At 75.7% G+C, this 21,113-nt stretch carries 21 protein-coding genes; 6 read left to right on the forward strand and 15 right to left on the reverse strand.

Translation table 11 applies throughout. The features are described from left to right. Positions 1–56 precede the first annotated feature (56 nt). The 3 genes from ACRYM0_RS01135 to ACRYM0_RS01145 form a co-directional block, all read right to left on the reverse strand. On the reverse strand, positions 57–290 hold the full coding sequence (locus tag ACRYM0_RS01135) for a YlxR family protein (RefSeq protein ID WP_432501292.1): 234 nt from the start codon (positions 288–290) through the stop codon (positions 57–59). A gap of 205 nt (positions 291–495) precedes the next feature. Next, positions 496–1,494 (reverse strand): transcription termination factor NusA, encoded by a 999-nt coding sequence (gene nusA / locus ACRYM0_RS01140; RefSeq protein ID WP_432501294.1) that lies wholly within the window; start codon positions 1,492–1,494, stop codon positions 496–498. Further along, on the reverse strand, positions 1,491–2,081 hold the full coding sequence (locus ACRYM0_RS01145; RefSeq protein ID WP_432501295.1) for a ribosome maturation factor RimP: 591 nt from the start codon (positions 2,079–2,081) through the stop codon (positions 1,491–1,493). The genes nusA and ACRYM0_RS01145 overlap by 4 nt, the downstream gene beginning before the upstream one ends. A gap of 144 nt (positions 2,082–2,225) precedes the next feature. Here ACRYM0_RS01145 and ACRYM0_RS01150 point away from each other — a divergent pair, with 144 nt between their 5' ends. The 3 genes from ACRYM0_RS01150 to ACRYM0_RS01160 all read left to right on the forward strand — a co-directional run bounded on the left by ACRYM0_RS01150 (position 2,226) and on the right by ACRYM0_RS01160 (position 5,119). Continuing rightward, the gene (locus tag ACRYM0_RS01150; protein WP_432501297.1) at positions 2,226–3,299 is read left to right on the forward strand and encodes a DUF4439 domain-containing protein; all 1,074 of its coding nucleotides are present in this window, start codon (positions 2,226–2,228) and stop codon (positions 3,297–3,299) included. Between the two features lie 57 nt (positions 3,300–3,356). Beyond that, complete coding sequence (locus ACRYM0_RS01155; RefSeq protein ID WP_432501299.1) at positions 3,357–4,235, forward strand: endonuclease/exonuclease/phosphatase family protein; 879 nt, start codon at positions 3,357–3,359, stop codon at positions 4,233–4,235. A 74-nt stretch (positions 4,236–4,309) separates the two neighbouring features. Continuing rightward, positions 4,310–5,119 carry a tryptophan-rich sensory protein gene (locus ACRYM0_RS01160; RefSeq protein ID WP_432501301.1) on the forward strand — a complete coding sequence of 270 codons (810 nt, stop codon included), beginning with the start codon at positions 4,310–4,312 and terminating at the stop codon, positions 5,117–5,119. A 29-nt stretch (positions 5,120–5,148) separates the two neighbouring features. Here the strand turns inward: ACRYM0_RS01160 and ACRYM0_RS01165 are convergent, their stop codons facing one another. From ACRYM0_RS01165 to dxr, 5 genes are all read right to left on the reverse strand, one after another. Beyond that, positions 5,149–6,909 (reverse strand): proline--tRNA ligase, encoded by a 1,761-nt coding sequence (locus ACRYM0_RS01165; protein WP_432501303.1) that lies wholly within the window; start codon positions 6,907–6,909, stop codon positions 5,149–5,151. 74 nt (positions 6,910–6,983) lie between these two features. Beyond that, positions 6,984–7,877, reverse strand: coding sequence for a GNAT family N-acetyltransferase (locus ACRYM0_RS01170; protein WP_432501305.1), 894 nt, complete (start codon positions 7,875–7,877; stop codon positions 6,984–6,986). Positions 7,878–7,957: 80 nt separating this feature from the next. Then, entirely contained in the window at positions 7,958–9,118 is a 1,161-nt protein-coding gene (gene ispG, locus ACRYM0_RS01175; protein ID WP_432501306.1) for a flavodoxin-dependent (E)-4-hydroxy-3-methylbut-2-enyl-diphosphate synthase, read from the reverse strand. A gap of 98 nt (positions 9,119–9,216) precedes the next feature. After that, positions 9,217–10,548 (reverse strand): M50 family metallopeptidase, encoded by a 1,332-nt coding sequence (locus ACRYM0_RS01180; RefSeq protein WP_432501308.1) that lies wholly within the window; start codon positions 10,546–10,548, stop codon positions 9,217–9,219. Beyond that, positions 10,545–11,804, reverse strand: a complete 1,260-nt coding sequence (gene dxr / locus ACRYM0_RS01185) for a 1-deoxy-D-xylulose-5-phosphate reductoisomerase (RefSeq protein ID WP_432501310.1) — start codon at positions 11,802–11,804, stop codon at positions 10,545–10,547. The genes ACRYM0_RS01180 and dxr overlap by 4 nt, the downstream gene beginning before the upstream one ends. A gap of 121 nt (positions 11,805–11,925) precedes the next feature. Here dxr and ACRYM0_RS01190 point away from each other — a divergent pair, with 121 nt between their 5' ends. After that, positions 11,926–13,026 (forward strand): trypsin-like serine peptidase, encoded by a 1,101-nt coding sequence (locus tag ACRYM0_RS01190; protein WP_432501312.1) that lies wholly within the window; start codon positions 11,926–11,928, stop codon positions 13,024–13,026. 11 nt (positions 13,027–13,037) lie between these two features. Then, positions 13,038–13,439 carry a pyridoxamine 5'-phosphate oxidase family protein gene (locus ACRYM0_RS01195; protein WP_432501314.1) on the forward strand — a complete coding sequence of 134 codons (402 nt, stop codon included), beginning with the start codon at positions 13,038–13,040 and terminating at the stop codon, positions 13,437–13,439. Between the two features lie 21 nt (positions 13,440–13,460). On the opposite strand, the gene ACRYM0_RS01200 is transcribed toward ACRYM0_RS01195, so the two are convergent. The 7 genes from ACRYM0_RS01200 to rpsB all read right to left on the reverse strand — a co-directional run bounded on the left by ACRYM0_RS01200 (position 13,461) and on the right by rpsB (position 19,677). Further along, positions 13,461–14,048 carry a DivIVA domain-containing protein gene (locus tag ACRYM0_RS01200; RefSeq protein WP_432501316.1) on the reverse strand — a complete coding sequence of 196 codons (588 nt, stop codon included), beginning with the start codon at positions 14,046–14,048 and terminating at the stop codon, positions 13,461–13,463. Positions 14,049–14,076: 28 nt separating this feature from the next. Continuing rightward, positions 14,077–15,180, reverse strand: coding sequence for a dual-specificity RNA methyltransferase RlmN (gene rlmN, locus ACRYM0_RS01205; protein WP_432501464.1), 1,104 nt, complete (start codon positions 15,178–15,180; stop codon positions 14,077–14,079). 188 nt (positions 15,181–15,368) lie between these two features. Continuing rightward, positions 15,369–16,244 carry a phosphatidate cytidylyltransferase gene (locus ACRYM0_RS01210; RefSeq protein WP_432501318.1) on the reverse strand — a complete coding sequence of 292 codons (876 nt, stop codon included), beginning with the start codon at positions 16,242–16,244 and terminating at the stop codon, positions 15,369–15,371. Next, a complete protein-coding gene (gene frr / locus ACRYM0_RS01215) occupies positions 16,241–16,798 on the reverse strand; it encodes a ribosome recycling factor (RefSeq protein ID WP_432501320.1) in 558 nt (185 codons plus the stop codon). The genes ACRYM0_RS01210 and frr overlap by 4 nt, the downstream gene beginning before the upstream one ends. Positions 16,799–16,876: 78 nt before the next feature. After that, positions 16,877–17,623 (reverse strand): UMP kinase, encoded by a 747-nt coding sequence (gene pyrH / locus ACRYM0_RS01220; RefSeq protein ID WP_432501466.1) that lies wholly within the window; start codon positions 17,621–17,623, stop codon positions 16,877–16,879. 194 nt (positions 17,624–17,817) lie between these two features. Beyond that, entirely contained in the window at positions 17,818–18,645 is an 828-nt protein-coding gene (gene tsf, locus ACRYM0_RS01225; RefSeq protein WP_432501323.1) for a translation elongation factor Ts, read from the reverse strand. Between the two features lie 96 nt (positions 18,646–18,741). Continuing rightward, positions 18,742–19,677 carry a 30S ribosomal protein S2 gene (rpsB, locus tag ACRYM0_RS01230; RefSeq protein WP_432501324.1) on the reverse strand — a complete coding sequence of 312 codons (936 nt, stop codon included), beginning with the start codon at positions 19,675–19,677 and terminating at the stop codon, positions 18,742–18,744. A gap of 263 nt (positions 19,678–19,940) precedes the next feature. Here rpsB and ACRYM0_RS01235 point away from each other — a divergent pair, with 263 nt between their 5' ends. Then, positions 19,941–21,107 (forward strand): pyridoxal phosphate-dependent aminotransferase, encoded by a 1,167-nt coding sequence (locus tag ACRYM0_RS01235; protein WP_432501468.1) that lies wholly within the window; start codon positions 19,941–19,943, stop codon positions 21,105–21,107. Positions 21,108–21,113: the final 6 nt, after the last annotated feature.

Genomic DNA, 21,113 nt, shown 5'->3' on the forward strand with positions numbered 1-21,113 from the left:
GGCGCGGACCGTCGTCAGTCGTCGGGGTTCATCTGCACGAGCTCATCGGGTGCTCATCAGCTGTTCGACCCGCTCTCATCGGTGGTGGTGGGAACGACCCCTTCGGTGGGCGGTTCCAGGTAGGACCGCACGCCGGAGGTGTCGAGGGGGCCGGTGCGTCGCAGCGCGCGGGCGAAGGCCCGGCGCTTCTCCGCCCGGTCCAGGCACGCGGTGCTGTGGTGCAGCCACGCGCCCCTGCCCGGGAGCCGCCGCCGCTCGTCGACGAGGACCTGGTCCTCGCCGCTCGCCACGACGACCCTCAGCAGAGTCGACCGGGTGCCCTTCTCACGGCAACCCACGCAGGTCCTCGCGTGTTCCGTGCCCGTGCTCTGGGAGGCGGGACGGACGGCGGGGGCGGTGGATCGCCGGTCGGAGCGACCGGCCTCAGCGAGTGTAACGATGGGGACAGTGTAGCGCCGCCACGCGCTCGGGCGGGTCGCGGGAGCCGCGCGGCCGTCAGCGCCCGCCCGCGGCCCCCGGCGCCTGCGGCTGCTCGGTGTCGGGCCGGATGTCGATGCGCCAGCCGGTCAGCTTCGCGGCCAGCCGCGCGTTCTGCCCCTCCTTGCCGATGGCCAGGGACAGCTGGTAGTCGGGGACCACGACGCGGGCCGAGCGGGCCTGCGCGTCCACCACCTCCACCGAGGTGACCCGGGCGGGCGACAGGGCGTTGGCGACGAACGTGGCCGGGTCGTCGCTGTGGTCGACGATGTCGATCTTCTCCCCGCGCAGCTCGGCCATCACGGCCCGCACCCGCTGCCCCACCGGGCCGATGCAGGCGCCCTTGGCGTTGACGCCCGGGCGCGTGGCGCGCACGGCCATCTTGGTGCGGTGCCCCGCCTCGCGGGACAGCGCGGTGATCTGCACCGTGCCGTCGGCGATCTCCGGCACCTCCAGCGCGAAGAGCCGGCGCACCAGGTTCGGGTGCGAGCGCGACAGGACCACCTGCGGGCCCTTCGGCCCCCTCTTCACGCTCACCACGAAGCAGCGCAGCCGGCTGCCGTGGCGGTACTCCTCCCCCGGCACCTGCTCCACCGGGGGCAGCACGCCCTCCAGGGAGCCGAGGTCCACCTGCACCACCCGCGGGTCGCGGCCCTGCTGCACGACGCCGGAGACGATGTCGCCCTCGGTGCTCGCGAACTCCCCCAGCACCTGCTCGTCGGCGGCGTCGCGCAGCCGCTGCAGGATCACCTGGCGCGCGGTGGTGGCCGCGACGCGGCCGAAGCCGTCGGGGGTGTCGTCGTACTCGCGGACCACGGCGCCCTCGGCGTCGCGCTCGGTGGCGAGCACCCGCACCTCACCGCTGCTGCGGTCCAGCTCCACGCGGGCGTGCTGCTGGGAGTCCTCGGTGTGGTGGTAGGCGGTGAGCAGCGCCTGCTCGATCGCCCGCACGAGCGCCTCGAACGGGATCTCCCGCTCGCGCTCCAGCAGCCGCAGCGCCGCCATGTCGATGTTCACTGCTCGTCCTCGCGTCCCGCGTCGTCCAGCTCGTCGTCCAGCTCGTCCACCGGTGCGTCCGGGCCGTCGGCGCGGCGGAACTCCACCTGCACCTCACCGCGCACCAGCTCGGCGAACGGCACCTCCCGGGGCACGCCCACGTCCTTCGCGCGCGGCGGGCGGCCCTTGACCGGCTGCGGCTCCAGGCGCAGCAGGACCCCCTGCGCGTCCACCGACTCCACCCGGCCCAGCAGCGCGCCGCCGTCGGCGAGCACCGCGCGCACCAGGCGGCCGCGGGCGCGCGCCCACTGGTGCGGCGTGGTCAGGGGGCGGTCGACACCGGGGGAGGTGACCTCCAGGGTGTACGGCGCCGCGCCGAGGACGTCGGAGGAGTCCAGCACCTCGGAGACCGCGGCGGAGACGACGGCGACCGCCTCGAGGTCCACCTCACCCGGCTCGTCCCCGGCCAGGTCGACCACCACGCGCACCACGCGCCGGCGGCCCGCGACGGACACCTCCACCGCTTCCAGCGCCAGGCCGGCCGAGCGGCTCTCGTCCGCGAAGACGGCCTCCAGCTGCCTGGCCACGGCCTCGTCCAGCGACGGCACGACCGCCCCTCCCCTGCTCTAGAGCTCTGCGCGCGCGAGCGGCGGGCGCTCCCCCGCGGGGCCACCCGCCGCTCGCCACGACGACTGCCCAGGGTATCCCGGCGCGCGCCCGGCGCCCGACCACGCGCGTGGCACGATCCTGGGGTGCCCGCCCCCACCCGTCCCGCGCAGCGCGCTCCCGCGGCGGCCCGCCGGGCACCGGACCGGCGCACCGTGCTGGCCGCTCTCGCGGCGCTGGCGGGCGCACCCCTGGCCGCCGGCTGCGGTGTGCGCTGGGTGAGCGGGACGGAGCCCACCCCGACGGCGCAGCCGGGGCCCGACGACGAGGCCCGCGAACGGGCCGTGGACGACGCCCGCGGCCTGCTGGCGCGGGCCCTGACCCTCGGGCCGGCGGGGGCGGGCGCCACCCCGGCGACCGCCCCCGCCGCCGTGCAGCGGGTCGCGGCCTCGGTCGTCGACGCGTGCACGGCCCACCTGCGCGCCCTGGGTGCCGACCCGGTGGCGCCCGCGTCCGCGCAGCCGGGCGCGTCCGGGGACGCGAGCGCCCTGGCGCAGGAGCTCGCCGCCGCCGCCGGGCGCGCCCTCGACGCCCTGCCCGGGGTGGGGGGCGGCATGGCCCGGCTGCTGTGCTCGGTGGCCGCTTCGCGGGCCCTGCTGGCGGACGCGACGGCGACCGCCGCCGGCGCGCCCCCGCCGCCGGTCCCGCTCGCCCCGGCCCCCGCACCCGCCGCCACCGCGTCCGGCGCCGCCGACGCCGAGGGCGTGGCCGCCCTGCAGGCGGTCCTGGCCGGCGAGCACGCCGCGGTGTGGTGCTACGGGCTCGTCGCCGGCCGCCTGGCGGACGAGCTGCGCGCACGGGCCCTGGACGCGGCGGGCGCGCACCGGGCGGTCCGCGACGACCTCACCAGCACCTTGCGCGCCCGGGGGGCCGAGCCCGTCGGGGCTCGGGCCGCCTACGACGCGGCCGCCCCCACGGCCGAGGCCGCGCGCCTGCTGGCCGCCTCCGTGGAGGAGCGGCTCACCGCCGTCTACGCGGACCTGGCCGCGGCCTCGCGCGCCGACCGCGACCTCGCCGCCGCCGGCGTGCTGCGCGCCGCCGGTGCCGCGCGCGGGTGGGGCGGGACCACCGTGAACCTGCCCGGCCTGCCCGCCACCGGCGAGGACGGCCTGCCGCTGCCCACCGGCACCAGCACCACCGGCCCGGGCCCGGGTGCCTGAGCGGCGGCCGACCCCAGCCGCCGCCGTCGTCGGCGCGCTGGGAGACTGCGGGGTGAGATGAGCGCACCCGAACCCCTGCCCGCCGGCCGACCGCTGCGGATCATGACCTGGAACGTCTGGTGGCGCTTCGGCGACTGGCGCGCCCGCCGGGAGGCGATCCTCGCCGTCCTCGCCGAGCACCGTCCCGACGTGGTGGGTCTGCAGGAGGTGTGGGCCACCGGCGGCCCCGGCGGGGAGAACCTCGCGCACTGGCTCGCCGAGCGCCTGGGCATGCGGGCCGCGTGGTCGCCCTCGCCGCGGCCCGCGCGCTGGCAGCGGCGGCTGTCCCCGCACGACCCGGACGCGGGCGCCGTGGACTTCGGCAACGCCGTGCTCAGCCGGTACCCGCTGCTGGAGCAGCGCGTCCTGCAGCTGCCCGCCGGCGGGCACGAGGACGAGGGGCGCACCGCCCTGCAGGTGCTCGTGGACACCCCCCGGCGGCCGCTGCCGTTCACCACCACGCACCTGAACTCCTCGCCCGCCGAGTCGGCGGTGCGCGTGGCGCAGGTGCGCCGGCTGGTGCCCTTCGTGGCCGCGAGCCGGCGCAAGGGCGAGCGCTACCCGCCCGTGCTCACCGGGGACTTCAACGCGGTGGCCACCTCGGACGAGCTGCGCCTGGCCTGCGGCTACGAGACGGCGGGGCCCGTGGAGGGGTTCGTGCTCGTGGACTCCTGGCGCTTCGCCGACCCGGCCGACCCCGGCCTGACGTGGGACCGGCGCAACCCCTGGGTGGCGCGGGTGCACCAGCCCAGCGCCCGCATCGACCACGTGCTGGTGGGCCTGACGCCCTTCAGCGGCGAGGGGGCGGTGCGCTCGGCGCGCCTGGTGGCCACCGAGCCGGTGGACGGGGTGTGGGCCTCCGACCACGCCGCGGTGCTCGTCGACCTGGAGCCCTGAGCGCGGCTGCCGCGCGGGCCCGCCCGGCGCCGCGCCCGGGTGCGGACCACCCCGGTCCGCTGGACGATCGGGGCGTGAGCTCCGCACCCGCCCTGCCCCGCTCGGCCGGCCGCGCCCCCTCCCGCGACGCTCTGCGCCGGGGAGCCGTCGCGGTCGGCGCCCTGGTGGCCGTGGCCGGTTCGGCCGTCGGTTCCGGCGCCTTCGGCGGCACCCCGATCGCCGAGGCGGCGGGCGGGGCCCTGTCGGCCGACGCGACGCTCGTGGCACCGGCCGGCCCGGCGTTCGCGATCTGGAGCGTGGTCTACACCGGCCTGGTGGCCCTGGCGGTGTGGCAGGCGCTGCCCGCCCACGCCCGCGACGCGCGCCAGCGGGCGACCGGCTGGTGGGTGGCGGCCTCGCTGGTGCTGAACCCGGCGTGGATCGCGACCGTGCAGGCGGGCTGGGTCGGCGCCTCGGTCCTGGTGATCGCAGCGCTGCTCACGGTGCTGGTCGTCGCCTTCGGGCGGCTGGTCGCGACCCGCCCGGCCGGCGTGGTGGAGGCCGTGGTGGTGGACGGCACCGTGAGCCTGCACCTGGGGTGGGTGAGCATCGCGACGGTCGCGAACACCGCGGCGTGGCTGAAGCAGGCCGGGCTGACGGCCGGTGAGCCGGCGTGGGCGGTGGCGGTGCTCGCCGTCGCGGCGGCGGTGGGGGTGTTCACCGCGGTCCGCTCGCGCGGCCGCCTGGCGTTCGGGGCGGCGCTGACGTGGGGGCTGGCGTGGGTGTGCGCCGGGCGGCTGTCCGGGACGGACTCCTCCACCGCGGCGGCCGCGGCCGCCGCAGCCGCCGCGGCGGTGGTCGCGGGGACCACCACCGCGGCGCAGCTGCGCGCACGGCGGCGGTGAGGGTCAGCAGCGCACCGCGGCGGTGAGGGTCAGCCGCGCACGGCGGCGGTGACGGCCGGCACCGCCTCGGCGAGCTGCACCTGGCGGGCTTCGCCGCTGCGGCGGTCGCGCAGCTCCACGACCCCCTCGGCCAGGCCCTTGCCGACGACGAGGATCGTCGGCACGCCGATCAGCTCGGCGTCCTTGAACTTCACCCCGGGCGAGACCTTCGGGCGGTCGTCGAGCAGGACCTCCACGCCGTCGGCCTGCAGCTGCGAGGCGATGCGCTCGGCGGTTGTGAACACCTCCGGGTCCTTGCCCGTGGCGACGACGTGCACGTCGGCCGGCGCCAGCCCGCGCGGCCACACCAGGCCCTTGTCGTCGTGGTTGCCCTCGGCGACGGCGGCCAGGGCGCGGGTCACGCCGATGCCGTAGGAGCCCATCGTCACCACGACCTGCTTGCCGTTCTCGTCGAGGACCTTCAGGTCCAGCGCCTGCGCGTAGCGGCGGCCCAGGGCGAAGATGTGGCCGATCTCGATGCCGCGGGCCAGTTCCAGCGGGCCGGAGCCGTCCGGTGCGGGGTCGCCGGCGCGCACCTCGGCGGCCTCGACGAACCCGTCGCCGGTGAAGTCGCGACCGGCGACCAGGTCGAACACGTGCTTGCCCGGCTGGTCCGCACCGGTGATCCAGCGGGTGCCCTCCACCACGCGCGGGTCCAGCAGGTAGCGGATGCCCGAGGCGGACCCCTCCCCCAGGGCCCCGGGGCCGATGTAGCCCTTGACCAGCGCCGGGTTCGCCGCGAAGTCCTTCTCGTCGAAGGCCTCCAGCTCGGCCGGGGCCAGCGCGGCCTCCAGCCGCTTGAGGTCCACCTCGCGGTCGCCCGGCAGGCCCACGGCCAGCGGTTCGCGGGTGCCGTCGGGGTGGCGCAGCACGACCAGGACGTTCTTCAGGGTGTCCGCGGCGGTCCACGGCCGGTCGGGGCGCGGGTGGGCGGCGTTGGCGGCCGCGACGAGCGTCTCGATCGTGGGGGTGTCCGGGGTGTCCTCCACGTGCGCGGCCGGGGCGTCGTCGAACGGCACGGCGGGCGGCACGGGCGTGGTGACGGCCTCGACGTTCGCGGCGTACCCGCCCGCCGAGCGCACGAAGGTGTCCTCCCCGATGGGGGTGGGGTGCAGGAACTCCTCGCTGCGCGAGCCGCCCATGGCGCCCGACACCGCCGAGACGATGACGAACTCCAGCCCCAGTCGGGTGAAGACGCGGACGTACGCCTCGCGGTGCTTCTCGTAGGAGACCTCCAGACCGGCCTCGTCGACGTCGAAGCTGTAGGAGTCCTTCATGACGAACTCGCGCCCGCGCAGGACGCCGGCCCGCGGGCGGGCCTCGTCGCGGTACTTGGTCTGGATCTGGTAGATCGACAGCGGGAGGTCCTTGTACGAGGAGTACAGGTCCTTGACCAGGAGGGTGAACATCTCCTCGTGGGTCGGCGCCAGCAGGTAGTCGGCGCCCTTGCGGTCCTTCAGGCGGAACATGCCGTCGCCGTACTCGGTCCAGCGGCCGGTGGCCTCGTACGGCTCGCGCGGCAGCAGCGCCGGGAAGTGGACCTCCTGGAAGCCTGCGGCGTCCATCTCCTCGCGCACCACGGCCTCGACCTTGCGCAGCACCCTCAGGCCCAACGGCAGCCAGGTGTAGATGCCCGGTGCGGCGCGACGGATGTACCCGGCCCGCACGAGCAGCTTGTGGCTGGCGACCTCGGCCTCGACCGGGTCCTCCCGCAGGGTCCGCAGGAACAGCGTCGACATCCGCATCAGCACGCCGGGCAGCCTATCCGCGCCCGGGGGCGCGCCCGGCCGCACCGTGGCGGGTGCCCCCTCGAGGGCGGTGCGGTTCAGAACAGGACGGTGGCGAAGGTGCCGACCTCGCGGAAGCCCACGCGGCGGTAGGCCGCCAGCGCCTTGGCGTTGTAGTCGTTGACGTACAGGGAGACCACGTCCACGCCCTCGGCGCGGGCGGCCCGCACGACCGCCGCCATGCCCGGGGACGCCAGGCCCTCGCCGCGCCGGTGCGGCGGCACCCACACGCCCTGCACCTGGACCACCTTCGGCGAGACGGCCCCCAGCTCGGCCTTGAAGACGACCTCGGGGCCGGAGGGGCCGGGGTCCACGCGCACGAACGAGCGGCCGGTGGAGACCAGCTCGGCCACGCGGGCGCGGTACGCGCCACCGCCGTCGGGCGGGGCGGGGGCGTAGCCGATCTCCTCGGTGAACATGGCCACGCAGGCGGGCACCACGAGGTCGAGCTCGCGCAGGGTGGCCCGGCGCACCGCCGGGTCGGCGGGCACGTCCGGCTCGCCGTCGCAGACCATGAGGGGCTGGCGGGCGCGCACCTCGCGCACGCCGCGCCAGTGCGGCTCCAGGCGCTGCCACAGCGCCAGGACGGCCTCGGCGGGGCCGACCAGCGAGGAGCAGCGCCGACCCTGCGCGCGGGCCTGCGCGGCGAAGGCGTCCAGCGCGGCGGGGGTGGCCTCCACCGGCACCAGGTTGGCGCCGGCCCAGCAGGCCGACACCAGCCGGCCGTCCTCGAACCAGCCCCACACCTGGCCACCGAGGTCGGTGCCCGGGCGGGCCAGCAGGCCGAGGACCCGCGCGGACACGAAGAGGTTGGCGACCGGGTCCCGGTCGCACAACCGCAGCAGGGCGGGGGCGTCGGCGCCGGTCAGGACGCGCAGGGCGCCGGGCCCGGCGGACCCGCGGGACGTGGCCGTGGACGCGGTCGGGTGCACCCCGGCATCCTGTCGCCTCGGCGCCGGGGCGTCCACGCGGCCCCGCTGCGGACCCGCTGCGGAACGGTCCGGGCGGCCGCTCAGCCGACGGTGACGGTGGGGCTGCCGGCGGCGGACTCGTCGGCCGGCTCGCCCATCTCGGCGGCCAGCCGGTTCGCCTCCTCGATGAGGGTCTCGACGATGGCGTGCTCGGGAACGGTCTTGATGACCTCGCCCTTGACGAAGATCTGCCCCTTGCCGTTGCCGCTGGCCACGCCCAGGTCGGCTTCGCGGGCCTCACCGGGGCCGTTGACGACGCACCCCATGACGGCCACGCGCAGCGGCACGCTCATGCCCTCCAGGCCCTCGGTGACCGCGTCGGCGAGGGAGTAGACGTCCACCTGGGCGCGGCCGCAGGAGGGGCAGGAGACGATCTCGAGCTTGCGCGGGCGCAGGTTCAGCGACTGCAGGATCTGGATGCCGACCTTGACCTCCTCGGCCGGCGGCGCGGACAGGGACACCCGGATGGTGTCGCCGATGCCCTTGCTCAGCAGCGCGCCGAAGGCGGTCGCGGACTTGATGGTGCCCTGGAAGGCGGGGCCGGCCTCGGTGACGCCGAGGTGCAGCGGCCAGTCGCCGCGCTCGGCGAGCAGCTCGTAGGCACGCACCATGACGACGGGGTCGTTGTGCTTGACGGAGATCTTGAAGTCGTGGAAGTCGTGCTCCTCGAACAGCGAGGCCTCCCACACGGCGGACTCCACGAGGGCCTCGGGGGTGGCCTTGCCGTACTTCTCCATCAGCCGCGGGTCCAGCGAGCCGGCGTTGACGCCGATGCGGATCGAGACGCCCGCGTCCTTGGCCGCCTGCGCGATCTGCTTGACCTGGTCGTCGAACTTGCGGATGTTGCCCGGGTTCACGCGCACCGCCGCGCAGCCGGCCTCGATGGCGGCGAAGACGTACTTCGGCTGGAAGTGGATGTCCGCGATGACGGGGATCTGCGACTTCTTCGCGATGATCGGCAGCGCCTCGGCGTCGTCGGCGCTGGGGCAGGCCACCCGCACGATGTCGCAGCCGGTCGCGGTCAGCTCGGCGATCTGCTGCAGCGTGGCGTTGATGTTCGTCGTCGGCGTCGTCGTCATCGACTGCACCGAGATCGGGGCGTCACCGCCGACGTCGACCGTCCCCACCTTGATCTTGCGCGTCTTGCGGCGCGGGGCCAGGACGGGCGGCGGCAGGGCGGGCAGGCCGAGGCTCACGGTCACCCCTCCAGTATCGACCCGCGCGGGCGCGGCGACGACCACGGGCGCGGGCCTGCACCGGGGCGCCACCGGGTGTTCACCGGGGGCGGACGCCGGGGCCCTCAGCCCAGCGTCACCGGGCGCACGATGTCGGCGTACAGCAGCAGCGCGCTCATCCCGATGAGGACCAGCGAGACGCCGTAGGCCACGGGCATGGCCCTGGCCACGTCCACCGGCCCGGGGTCGGGGCGCCGGCGCAGCCGGAACAGCGCCTTCTTCACCACCTCCCACAGGGCGCCGGCGATGTGCCCGCCGTCGAACGGCAGCAGCGGGATCATGTTGAAGACGAACAGGGCGACGTTGAGCCCGGCCAGCAGCGACACCAGGCGCGAGGTGCGCTCGGCCAGCTCGTCACCGGGGACGATCGCCGGCTGGGCGTTCAGCTCGCCGGCGAGCCGGCCGATGCCGACCACGCCGATCGGCCCGTTCGGGTCGCGGGCCTCGCTGCCGAAGGCGGCCTGCGCGACGTCCACGAGCCGCTGCGGCAGGCGCAGCACGATCCCGGCGACGTCCGCCACCTGCTCGGCCACCACGCCGGGCACCTCGGCCAGGGGGGTGCGCACCACCGCGATGCTCGGCGAGACGCCGAGGAAGCCGACCTCCTCGACGCGGTCGGTGACCTCGCCGGTGTCCTCGTCGACCACGGCCCGCTGCGTGAGCACCGGGGTGGCGGTCAGCTCCACGCGCCGCCCGTCGCGCTCGACGACGACGTCGACGGTGCGACCGCCCGAGGCCCGGATGGCGTCCGAGAGCTGCTCCCAGCCGGTGACCGCCTCCCCGGCGAAGGAGACGATCACGTCCCCCGGCTGCAGGCCCGCCTCGGCACCGGGCGCGGGCGGGTCGTCCTCGGCGCACTGCGTGGCGGTGGTCCCGGCGGGCAGCACGCACTGCGAGACGCTGGAGACGGTGGGCACCAGGCCCGGTGCGCCGATGGCGCTGGCGGCCACCGCGGTGAGCAGCAGCGCCAGCAGCAGGTTGACGAACGGGCCGCCGAACATGATCGCGATGCGCTTCGCGACGGGCAGCCGGTAGAAGGTCCGGTGCTCCTCGCCGGGGCCGATCTCCACGAAGCTGGCGGCGCGCGCCTCCTCGGCCATCAGGGCCCAGCGGCCGGTCGAGCTCGCCCGCACGCGCCCGGGCTCGTCGCCCGGTTGCGGGGGGAACATGCCGATCATGCGGATGTAGCCGCCCAGCGGGATCGCCTTGACCCCGTACTCGGTCTCCCCGCGCCGCCGGGAGAACAGGGTGGGCCCGAAGCCGACCATGTACTGGGTGACCTTCACGCCGAAGCGCTTGGCCGGCAGCAGGTGGCCCACCTCGTGCAGGGCGATGGACACCGCCACGCCGACGGCCGCCACGAGGATCCCGACGACCCACAGCAGGACCTCGCTCACGCGCGCGCCCCCGTCAGCTCGCGGGCGCGGGCGCGGGCCCAGTCCTCGGCGGCCAGCACGTCCGCCACGTCGCGCGGGTCACCGCCCGGGGAGTGCTCGCCGACGACGCGGGCGACGGTGTCGACGATGCCGGGGAACGGCAGGCGCCCGTCGTGGAAGGCCGCCACGCACTCCTCGTTGGCGGCGTTGAGGACCGCCGGGACGGTGGAGCCGCGCCGGCCGGCCTCGCGCGCCAGGTCCACCGCCGGGAACGCCTCGGCGTCCAGCGGCTCGAACGTCCAGCTCGCCGCGCGCGTGAAGTCCACCGCCGCGGCCGCGCCCGGCACCCGGTGCGGCCAGCCCAGCCCCAGCGCGATCGGCAGGCGCATGTCCGGCGGCGAGCACTGCGCCAGGGTCGAGCCGTCGGTGAACTCCACCATGGAGTGCACCACCGACTGCGGGTGGACCACGACGTCGATGCGCTCGTAGCCGATGCCGAAGAGCAGCGAGGCCTCGATGACCTCCAGGCCCTTGTTGACCAGGGTGGCGGAGTTCGTGGTGACCACCGGCCCCATGGACCAGGTGGGGTGCGCCAGCGCCTGCGCCGGGGTCACGCCCGCGAGCTCGGCGCGGCTGCGGCCGCGGAACGGCCCACCGCTGGCGGTCAGCACCAGCCGGGCGACCTCCCCCGCCGCACCGCCGCGCAGGCACTGCGCCAGCGCGGAGTGCTCGGAGTCGACGGGGACGAGCTGATCGGGAGCCGCGGCGCGGGTGACCAGCGGACCGCCGGCGACGAGCGACTCCTTGTTGGCCAGCGCCACGGTGCGCCCCGCCGCCAGCGCCGCCAGCGTCGGGCGCAGGCCCACCGACCCCGTCATGCCGTTGAGCACCACGTCGCACGGCTCGGCGGCGGCCTCCGCCGCGGCGTCCGGCCCGGCCAGCACGCGCGGGGACCACCCCCCGCGCCCGGCGGCCGCGGCGTGCGCGGCCAGGGCCGCTCGCAGCGGCGCCTCCACCTCCGCGCGGGCCACGGCGACCACGCGGACCTCGTGCTCGACGGCCTGCCGGGCCAGGGCGTCCACGTCCGCGCCGCCCGCGGCGAGCGCGACGACGCGGAAGCGACCGGCCGCAGCGGCGACGACGTCCAGGGCCTGGGTGCCGATCGAGCCGGTGCTGCCCAGCAGCACCACCTCGCGCACCGGCTCGCCGGCCGGGCCGCCGGGGGCCGGCGAGCCGGAGCGGGCAGCGGGCGCGGGGCGCAGCAGGTCGGTGCTCACCGGGACATTCTGACCGCGCCCGGCCGGCACCGCCCCGGCCGGTACCCCCGGGGTGGCCCCGGCGGGCGACGCCATCGGGGAGGATGGCCCGAGCCCACCGCTCCACGGGAGGACACCCCACATGCCCGCGACCCACCGCCGCCGCACCGCCGGCCTCACCGCAGCCGCCCTCGCGGCCCTCGCGACCGCGACCGCGGTCCCGGCCGGCGCCGCCCCGGCGGCGGGCACGACCGCCGCCGACGGCGCCGCGCACCTGCTGTCGCAGGTCGGTGCGGCCGCGCAGGAATCGGCTCTGGAGTACTGGACGCCGGAGCGGATGGCGCAGGCGCAGCCCGCCTCGCCCGGGGAGGTGGTCCAGGAGGTCACCGGCGCCCCGGCGGAGGCGGTGGCCGCCGAGCCCCCCACCGAGCCCACCACCGAGCCGGGCGACCAGGCCGCGCGCAGCCTCGCCGCGCAGGCCGCCGCTCCCGCGGTGCCCCGCCGCCAGCGCAGCGCGTCCGCCGTCGTCACCGGGGGGGCGGTGGCCGTCGCCGCGCCGTGGACCGGGGACGCGGCCGTCACCGCCAGGATCGGCCGGCTGTACTTCACGCAGGGCGGACTGCCCTACGAGTGCTCGGCCAGCAGCGTGCGCGCGGGCGAGGTCAGCGTCCTCATGACGGCCGGGCACTGCCTCAGCGAGGGCGGGCGCACCTCCGAGGACGTCATCTTCGTCCCCGGCCTGGCGGGCACGGCCGAGCCGTACGGGCGGTGGGCCGCGACGGGGACGTTCACCACCCGGCAGTGGCTGGAGGAGGACCAGGACTCCCCCGCCGCCCTCAACCACGACGTGGGCTTCGTGGTGCTCGGCCGCCAGGACGGGGTGGCGCTGGCCGAGCGGACCGGCGCGCTGGACATCGCCTTCGACGCCCCCATGGACCGGGTCACCGTGTTCGGCTACCCCGCCGCCAGCGGCAGGAGCGACGGGTACACGCTGCAGCACTGCACCGGCTGGCGCTTCCCCGACACCGGCGGCACCACCGACCACGGCACCCTGTGCGACATGGGCGGCGGCTCCAGCGGCGGGCCGTGGCTGTCGGGCTTCGACCCGGTCGCCGGTACCGGGACCGTCACCTCGGTGATCAGCTTCAGCTACCGCTCCGCCCCCGAGCGGCTCTACGGCCCGCAGCTGGGCGCCGCCGAGCGCGAGGTGTACGACCGCGCCGTCGCCGCCGCGGCGGCCTGAGGGGCCGGCCCGTGGCCCTGGACCCCCACGACCTGCCGCCCGCCGCGCTGGAGTTCCTGACCGAGCGGCACCTGGCGACCCTGACGACCCTGCGCACCGACGGCTCGCCCCACGTGGTGCCCGTCGGCTTCACCTTCGAGGCCGCCACCACCACGGTGCGGGTCATCACCTCCGGCACCTCCCGCAAGGCCGCGCACGTGCGGCGCGGGACGCGCGCCGTGGTGGCCCAGGTCGACGGGCGGCGCTGGCTGGCGCTGGAGGGCCCCGCCCACCTGCTCACCGACCCCGGTGACGTCGCCGACGCCGAGGAGCGCTACGCGCAGCGGTACCGCACGCCCCGGCCCAACCCGCGGCGCGTGGTCGTCGCGATCGCCGTGGACCGGGTGCTCGGGTCGGTCCCGCCCTGGGAATGATGCTGCGGCGGCCGCGCCCCCTCAGGGCTCGTGGGAGACCACGAGCTCCACGACGCGGTCCAGGAAGGCGTCCACCGGCGCCTCCCGGTAGGCGCGCCGGCCCCGCCGGGGCCGGAACAGCGCGGCCCGCACGTCCTCGGCGTCCAGGCGTGCACCGCCGGCGAACCGCTCGGACAGCAGCGCGCACAGGGCGTCCACGTCGGAGGGGCGGTACCCGCGGCGCAGACCGCGGGCGCGCGGGAAGCGTTCCCCGTCCGGCTCGTCGAGCCTGCCCAGCACGGCCGCGCTCAGCGCCGCGTGCCGCTCGGCCCACTGCCGCTGCGCCCCGCCCCCCAGCGCCCGCACGCGCTCCAGGCGGGCGAGCCGGTCCTCCAGCTCCGTGAGCACCGCGTCGGTGGCCTCGACGTCGTAACCGCCGAGCTGGGAGCCGAAGCCGACCGCCCGCACCTGCGCGGCGCTGAGCCTGCGCGCGGGCACCGCCCGCTCGGCGTGCTCGAAGAAGGCGTCGACGTCGGCGACGCGGTACCCGCGGTGCAGGCGCCCCGTGCGGTGGGGGCGACGCCCCAGCAGCTGCTCGGCGACGCCCCGCTCACCCAGCTCCTGCGTCACCGGCGCGCCCCGGCGGCGTGCGCACCGCTCACGCGCGCGGCTGTTCCGGAGCCACGGCGGCCAGCTGGCCGCAGGCGCCGTCGATGTCGCTGCCGCGGGTGTCGCGCACGGTGGTGGGGATCCCGCGGGCCTCCAGGGCCGCGACGAACGCCTTCTCCACCGCCGGGTCGCTGGCGGTCCACTTCGAGCCCGGGGTGGGGTTCAACGGGATCGGGTTCACGTGCACCCAGCCGCGCCCGCGCGCGTTGAGCAGCTTGCCGAGGCGGTCGGCGCGCCACGCCTGGTCGTTGACGTCGCGGATGAGGGCGTACTCGATGCTGACGCGCCGCCCGGTGGCCTCGAAGTAGCGGCGGGCCGCGTCCAGGGCCTCGCCGACCTTCCAGCGCCGGTTGACCGGCACCAGCTCGTCGCGCAGCTCGTCGTCGGGCGCGTGCAGGCTCAGCGCCAGGGTCGCGGCGATGCCCTCCGCGGCGAACTTGTCGATGGCCGGGACCAGGCCGACCGTCGACATGGTGATGCCGCGCGCGGAGATGCCCAGCCCGTCGGGGGCGGGGGCGGTGAGGCGGCGCACGGCCGCGACGGCGGAGCGGTAGTTCGCCAGGGCCTCCCCCATCCCCATGAACACCACGTTCGAGACACGGCCGGGACCACCGGCGACCTCGTCGCGCGCCAGCGAGCGCGCGGCGGCGAGCACCTGCTCGACGATCTCCGCGGTGGACAGGTTGCGCGTCAGGCCCGCCTGACCGGTGGCGCAGAACGGGCAGTTCATGCCGCAACCGGCCTGGCTGGAGATGCACAGCGTGTCGCGGTTCTTGTAGCGCATGAGCACGGACTCGACCAGGGCGCCGTCGTGCAGGCGCCACAGGGTCTTGACCGTCCTGCCCCGGTCGGCCGTCAGGGACCGCACGGGCGTCAGCAACGTCGGCAGCAGGGCCCCGGCGATGCGCTCCCGGCTCGCGGCGGGCAGGTCGGTCATGCGCGCCGGGTCGTCCTGCAGGCGCTCGAACCACTGGGTGGCCAGCTGCCGGGCGCGGAAGGGCTTCTCGCCCAGCTCGGCCAGCGCGTCGGCGCGCTCGGCGGGCTCCAGGTCGCTGAAGTGGCGCGGGGGCTTGCCCCGGCGGGGTGCGGACATGACCAGCGCGCCGGGGGCGGCGGGCGCCAGCGGCAGCGGACGGCGGTCCGCGTCCCGGGCGAAGTCCTCGCTGAAGTCCTGGGGGGCGTCCGCCGCGGCGGAGGGGGCGGGGGGAGTCGGCATGGTCCTCCCATGGTAAGGCGCCCGCGCGCCGGTCACCGCGCACGGCGGGGACCGGCGCCGGGGCCTCAGGGACCGACGAGGGCCAGCAGCAGCAGGTGCACCACGGGCGCCGTCGGCAGCAGGGAGTCGAGCCGGTCCATCACGCCGCCGTGCCCCGGCAGCAGGTCCCCCATGTCCTTGATGCCCAGGTCCCGCTTGAGCATGGACTCCGACAGGTCGCCCAGGACGGCGACGGCCACGGTGACCAGGCCGAGCAGCAGCCCGCCCCACCACGGTCCGCCGAGCATCAGCGGCAGGCACACCGCCCCCAGGACCGCCCCCGTCAGCAGCGACCCGGCGGTGCCCTCCCAGGACTTCTTCGGGCTGACCGAGGGGGCCATGGGGTGCTTGCCGAGGAAGACGCCGGCCGCGTACCCGCCGATGTCGCTGGCCACGGCCAGCAGCACGAACAGCAGCACGCGCCAGGGACCGTCGGAGGCCGCGAGCATCAGCATCGCGAACGAGCCCAGCAGCGGGCCGTAGGAGACGACGAACACGCCGCCGGCGACGTCCCGCACCGGCGGCACGCGGACCGGGGTGCCGTGGTCGCCGCCGGTGTCCAGGACCCGCCACACCAGCACGGTGAAGACGGTCAGGGCGTAGGCGACCAGGAGCGTCTCGCCGCCGCCGAGGTAGGCGCCGGGCAGCATCGCCAGCGTGCCCACCACCGCCGGCAGCGCCGGCACCCGCAGGTGGTGGGCGCGGAAGGCGCGCACCACCTCCACCGTCCCGTACAGGACGGCGGCGCAGGCCAGCACGACGAACGCCTCGGGGCGCACGAACAGGCTGAGCAGCAGCACCGCGCCGAGCGCCAGCCCCACCCCGACGGCGGCGGGCAGGTTGCGCCCGGCACGGGGCGTGCGCGCGGTACCGGTGGCCGCGTCGGGTGCGGGCGCGTTCACACCGCCAGGAGTTCCGCTTCCTTGTTCTTCAGCAGGTCGTCGACGGCCTCGACGTACTTCCTCGTCGTGGCCTCGAGGTCCTTCTCCGCCCGCGTGACCTCGTCCTCGCCGGCCTCGCCGTCCTTGACGATGCGGTCCAGCTCCTCCTTGGCGCGGCGACGCACGTTGCGCAGCGAGACGCGGGCGTCCTCGGCCTTGGTGCGGGCGAGCTTGATGTAGTCCTTGCGGCGCTCCTCGGTCAGCTGCGGCAGCACCACGCGGATGACGTGGCCGTCGTTGCTGGGGTTGACACCGAGGTCGGAGTTGCGCAGCGCCTTCTCGATCTCGGTCATGGCACCGCGGTCGAACGGGGTGATGAGCACCGACCGGGCCTCGGGGATCTGGAAGGAGGCCAGCTGCTGCAGCGGCGTGGGGGCGCCGTAGTAGTCCACGAAGATCTTGTGGAACATGGCGGCGTTGGCGCGGCCGGTGCGGATGGCGCTGAAGTCCTCCTTGGCGACGTCGATCGCCTTGCTCATCTTCTCCTCGGCCTCGAGGAGGGTGTCGTCGATCACGGTGGTCCCTTCGTCCTGCTCCGGCGCGTGACGGTGCCCGCACCGAGCGGCGGACCCGGTCCCCGGGCCCGGCGCGGCTCAGCCCGCGGTCACCTGCGTGCCGATCCTCTCACCCCGCAGCGCGCGCGCCACGCCCTGGCCCTCCATGCCGAAGACGATCATGGGCAGGCCGTTGTCCATGCAGAGGCTGAAGGCCGTGGTGTCGACCACGCGCAAGCCCTGCTGGAGCGCCTCCGAGTAGGTGATCCGGTCGATCTTGGTGGCGGAGGGGTCCTTGCGCGGATCACCGGTGTAGACGCCGTCCACGCCGTTCTTGGCCATGAGGACCGCGTCCGCACGGACCTCCAGGGCGCGCTGGGCGGCCACGGTGTCGGTGGAGAAGTACGGCATGCCCGCACCGGCGCCGAAGATGACCACGCGGTTCTTCTCCATGTGGCGGATCGCGCGGCGCGGGATGTACGGCTCGGCGACCTGGCCCATGGTGATGGCGGTCTGCACGCGGGTGTCCACCCCGGCCTGCTCCAGGAAGTCCTGCAGCGCCAGCGCGTTCATCACGGTGCCGAGCATGCCCATGTAGTCGGCGCGGCTGCGCTCCATGCCGCGCTGGGACAGCTCCGCGCCGCGGAAGAAGTTGCCGCCGCCGACGACGATGGCGACCTGCACGCCCTGCTTGACCCCGGCGGCGATCTCCCGGGCGACCTGGGCGATGACGTCGGGGTCCACGCCGACGGAGCCGTTGCCGAAGAACTCCCCCGACAGCTTCAGCAGGACCCGGCGGTACGCGGGCGCCGGCTCGACCGTGCCGGCCTCCAGGTCGACGGTCAGGCTCGGCTCAGTGGTGTCCGGCACGCGGGGTCTCCTTCACGGGTGGGGTTCTCGGCAGTCTGCCGCAGGGGTTCGCCCGGGGCCGCACGCACCGGGGCGGCGCTGACCCGGACGGGTGCCCGGCACCGCACCGCGGCCCGGGCGCGCGAACGGGGCGGGTGGACGGTCGTCCACCCGCCCCGCGGTGGGACGTCTCAGGCGCCGACGCGGATGCGCGCGTAGCCCGTCACCTGCACGCCCGCGGAGGCGAGCAGCTTGGTGATCGTCTGCTTGGTGTCCTTGGCGAAGGGCTGCTCCAGCAGGACGTTGTCCTTGAAGTAGCTGTTCACGCGGCCCTCGACGATCTTGGGCAGCGCGGCCTCGGGCTTCTTCTCCTCGCGCGCGGTCTCCTCGGCGATGCGGCGCTCGTTCTCGACCGTCTCGGCCGGCACCTCGTCGCGGCTGAGGTAGATCGGCGACATGGCCGCCGCGTGCATCGCGATGTCGCGGCCGAGCTCGTCGTTCGCCGAGTCCAGGGCCACGAGCACGCCGATGGTCGGCGGCAGGTCGCTGGCGGTCTTGTGCAGGTAGGAGGACACGTGGGTGCCCTCCACGCGGGCCAGGCGGTTCACGACGATCTTCTCGCCGATCGTCGCGTTGGCCTCGTCGAGGACCTCCTGCACGGTCTTGCCGCCCATGTCGGAGGCGAGCAGGGCCTGGGCGTCGGCGGCACCGGTCGCCACGGCCTGCTGCAGGACGCGGTCGGCCAGCTCGATGAACCGCTCGCCCTTGGCGACGAAGTCCGTCTCGCAGTTGACCTCGACGAGCACGCCCACGCCGCCGTCGACGTGCGCGGCCACGAGGCCGTTGGAGGCGTCGCGGCCCTCGCGCTTGGTGACGCCCTTGAGGCCCTTGATGCGCAGCAGCTCGACGGCCTTGTCGAAGTCGCCCTCGGCCTCGACCAGGGCGTTCTTGCAGTCGAGCATGCCGGCGCCGGTCATCTCGCGCAGCTTCTTGACGTCAGCAGCGGTGTACGCAGCCATCGGTCCTTCTCCTCCTGGGGTGTCGGACGAACTCGGAGTGGGTGGGGCCGGACGCGCGGACGCCCCGGGCCGCTGCCGGCCCGGGGCGTCCACCGGTCAGGCCTGGGTGGAGGCGCCGACCGTCTGCGAGGGGGCTTCGGCCTCGGTGGGCTCGTCGCCCGACAGGGCCACGGCCTCGGCGTCCTGGCCGGTGGCGGCGGCGGCCGCAGCGGCCTCGGGGCGGTCCGAGCCCTCGGCCGTCGCGATGCTCTCGGAACCACCGGACTGGATGCCCTCGTTGCCGGCGAGCAGGTCCTGCTCCCAGGCGGCCAGCGGCTCGGCCTCGGTGGCCGCGCCCCCGCCGTGGCGGACCTGCAGGCCCTCGGCGACGGCGTCGGCGATGACGCGGGTCAGCAGCGTGACGGAGCGGATCGCGTCGTCGTTGCCGGGGATGCGGTAGTCCACGTCGTCCGGGTCGCAGTTGGAGTCCAGGATCGCGACGACCGGGATGTTGAGCTTCTTGGCCTCGTCGACGGCGAGGTGCTCCTTGTTGGTGTCGACGATCCACACCGCGGAGGGGACCTTGGCCATGTCCCGGATGCCGCCGAGGGTCTTGTCCAGCTTCTCCTTCTCCCGGCGCAGGACCAAGAGCTCCTTCTTCGTCAGGCCCGAACCGGCCACGTCGTCGAAGTCGACCTCCTCGAGCTCGCGCAGGCGCGCGATCCGCTTGGAGACGGTGGAGAAGTTGGTCAGCATGCCGCCGAGCCAGCGCTGGTTGACGAACGGCATGCCCACGCGGCGGGCCTGCTCGGCGATGGGCTCCTGGGCCTGCTTCTTCGTGCCGATGAACAGGATCGAGCCGCCGTGCGCGACGGTCTCCTTGACGAACTCGTAGGCGCGGTCGATGAAGGACAGCGACTGCTGCAGGTCGATGATGTAGATGCCGTTGCGCTCCGTGAACAGGAAGCGCTTCATCTTCGGGTTCCAGCGGCGCGTCTGGTGCCCGAAGTGCACACCGGACTCGAGCAGCTGGCGCATCGTCACGACGGCCATGGGTGGTCCTCCTCGTGCCGGCCCCCGCGGGGGGCCGATCGGTTTCCCGCGGCGGACCGGGCGGTCCGTCGCGCCTGGTCCCCGGCGGCGCACCCCGACCGCCGACGCGCGGCGGACCGAGAGGGGTGGCTCCCTGCGACGTGCAGGAGGCGGGGACGCGGTGTCACGGCGACCGCGCTCGGCCGGGCCGGGCGCGCACGTCGTGCGCTCGTAGTCTACGGGTCGTGAGCACCAGTCTCGACCGTGCCGGTGTCGTGCGGCGCATGCAGCGCTTCGGCCCGACGATCTTCGCCGAGATGTCGGCGCTCGCGCTGCGCACCGGGGCGGTGAACCTCGGGCAGGGCTTCCCCGACACCGAGGGGCCCGCCTCGCTGCTGGCCGACGCGGCCGCGGCGATCGGCGCCGGTCGCAACCAGTACCCGCCCGGCCAGGGGGAACCGGAGCTGCTGCGGGCCGTGGCCGAGCACCAGCACCGCTTCCACGGGCTGGAGCTGGACCCCGCCACGCAGGTCCTGGTGACCGCCGGCGCCACCGAGGGCGTCGCCGCAGCCGTGCTGGCCCTGGCCGAGCCGGGCGACGAGGTCGTGGTGCTGGAGCCGGCCTACGACTCCTACGCGGCGGTGGTCGCGCTGGCCGGGGCGGTGCAGCGCCCGGTGGCGCTGCTGCCCGCCGCCGACGGCTCCGGGCGCTTCGCGCTGGACCGCGAGGGGCTGCGCGCGGCCTTCTCCCCCCGCACGCGCCTGGTGCTGCTGAACACCCCGCACAACCCCACCGGCACGGTGCTGACGCGCGAGGAGCTGGCGGCGGTGGCGGAGCTGGCCGTCGAGCACGACGCCCTGGTGGTCACCGACGAGGTGTACGAGCACCTCGTCTTCACCGGTGCGCACCACGTCCCGATCGCCACCCTGCCGGGGATGGCCGAACGCACCCTGGCCGTCTCCTCGGCCGGCAAGACGTTCTCGGTGACCGGCTGGAAGGTCGGCTGGGTCACCGGCCCGGCGCACCTGGTGGCCGCCGTGCGCACCGTCAAGCAGTTCCTCACCTACGTCAACGCCGCACCGTTCCAGCCCGCCGTGGCGCGCGCGCTGGCGCTGGGCGACGACTTCTACCGCGACCTGGCCGACGACCTGCAGCGCCGCCGCGACCTGCTGCGCGAGGGCCTGCTGGCCGCCGGCTTCGCCGCGGCCGTGCCCGAGGGCACCTACTTCGTCGTGGCCGACCCGCGCCCGCTGGGCTTCGACGACGGCACCGCCCTGTGCCGCGCACTGCCGGAGCTGGCCGGCGTGGTGGGCGTGCCGGTCGCGGCCTTCTGCTCCGAGGACGGGCCGGCCGCGGCCGCCACCCGGCCGCTGGTGCGCTTCACCTTCTGCAAGTCCGACGCCGTCCTGCACGAGGCGTGCGCACGGCTGCAGGTCCTGCGCCGGCGCTGAGGGGCG

The organism is Kineococcus arenarius subsp. arenarius, from assembly GCF_050871845.1.
Taxonomy (GTDB): domain Bacteria; phylum Actinomycetota; class Actinomycetes; order Actinomycetales; family Kineococcaceae; genus Kineococcus.

Bases quoted from the DNA above. Each gene is read 5' to 3' on its own strand.
- rlmN (WP_432501464.1), bottom strand. From the start codon at position 15,180: ATGTCCGCACCCCGCCGGGGCAAGCCCCCGCGCCACTTCAGCGACCTG.
- ACRYM0_RS01155 (WP_432501299.1), top strand. From the start codon at position 3,357: ATGAGCGCACCCGAACCCCTGCCCGCCGGCCGACCGCTGCGGATCATG.
- ACRYM0_RS01190 (WP_432501312.1), top strand. From the start codon at position 11,926: ATGCCCGCGACCCACCGCCGCCGCACCGCCGGCCTCACCGCAGCCGCC.
- tsf (WP_432501323.1), bottom strand. From the start codon at position 18,645: ATGGCTGCGTACACCGCTGCTGACGTCAAGAAGCTGCGCGAGATGACC.
- ACRYM0_RS01235 (WP_432501468.1), top strand. From the start codon at position 19,941: ATGCAGCGCTTCGGCCCGACGATCTTCGCCGAGATGTCGGCGCTCGCG.
- rpsB (WP_432501324.1), bottom strand. From the start codon at position 19,677: ATGGCCGTCGTGACGATGCGCCAGCTGCTCGAGTCCGGTGTGCACTTC.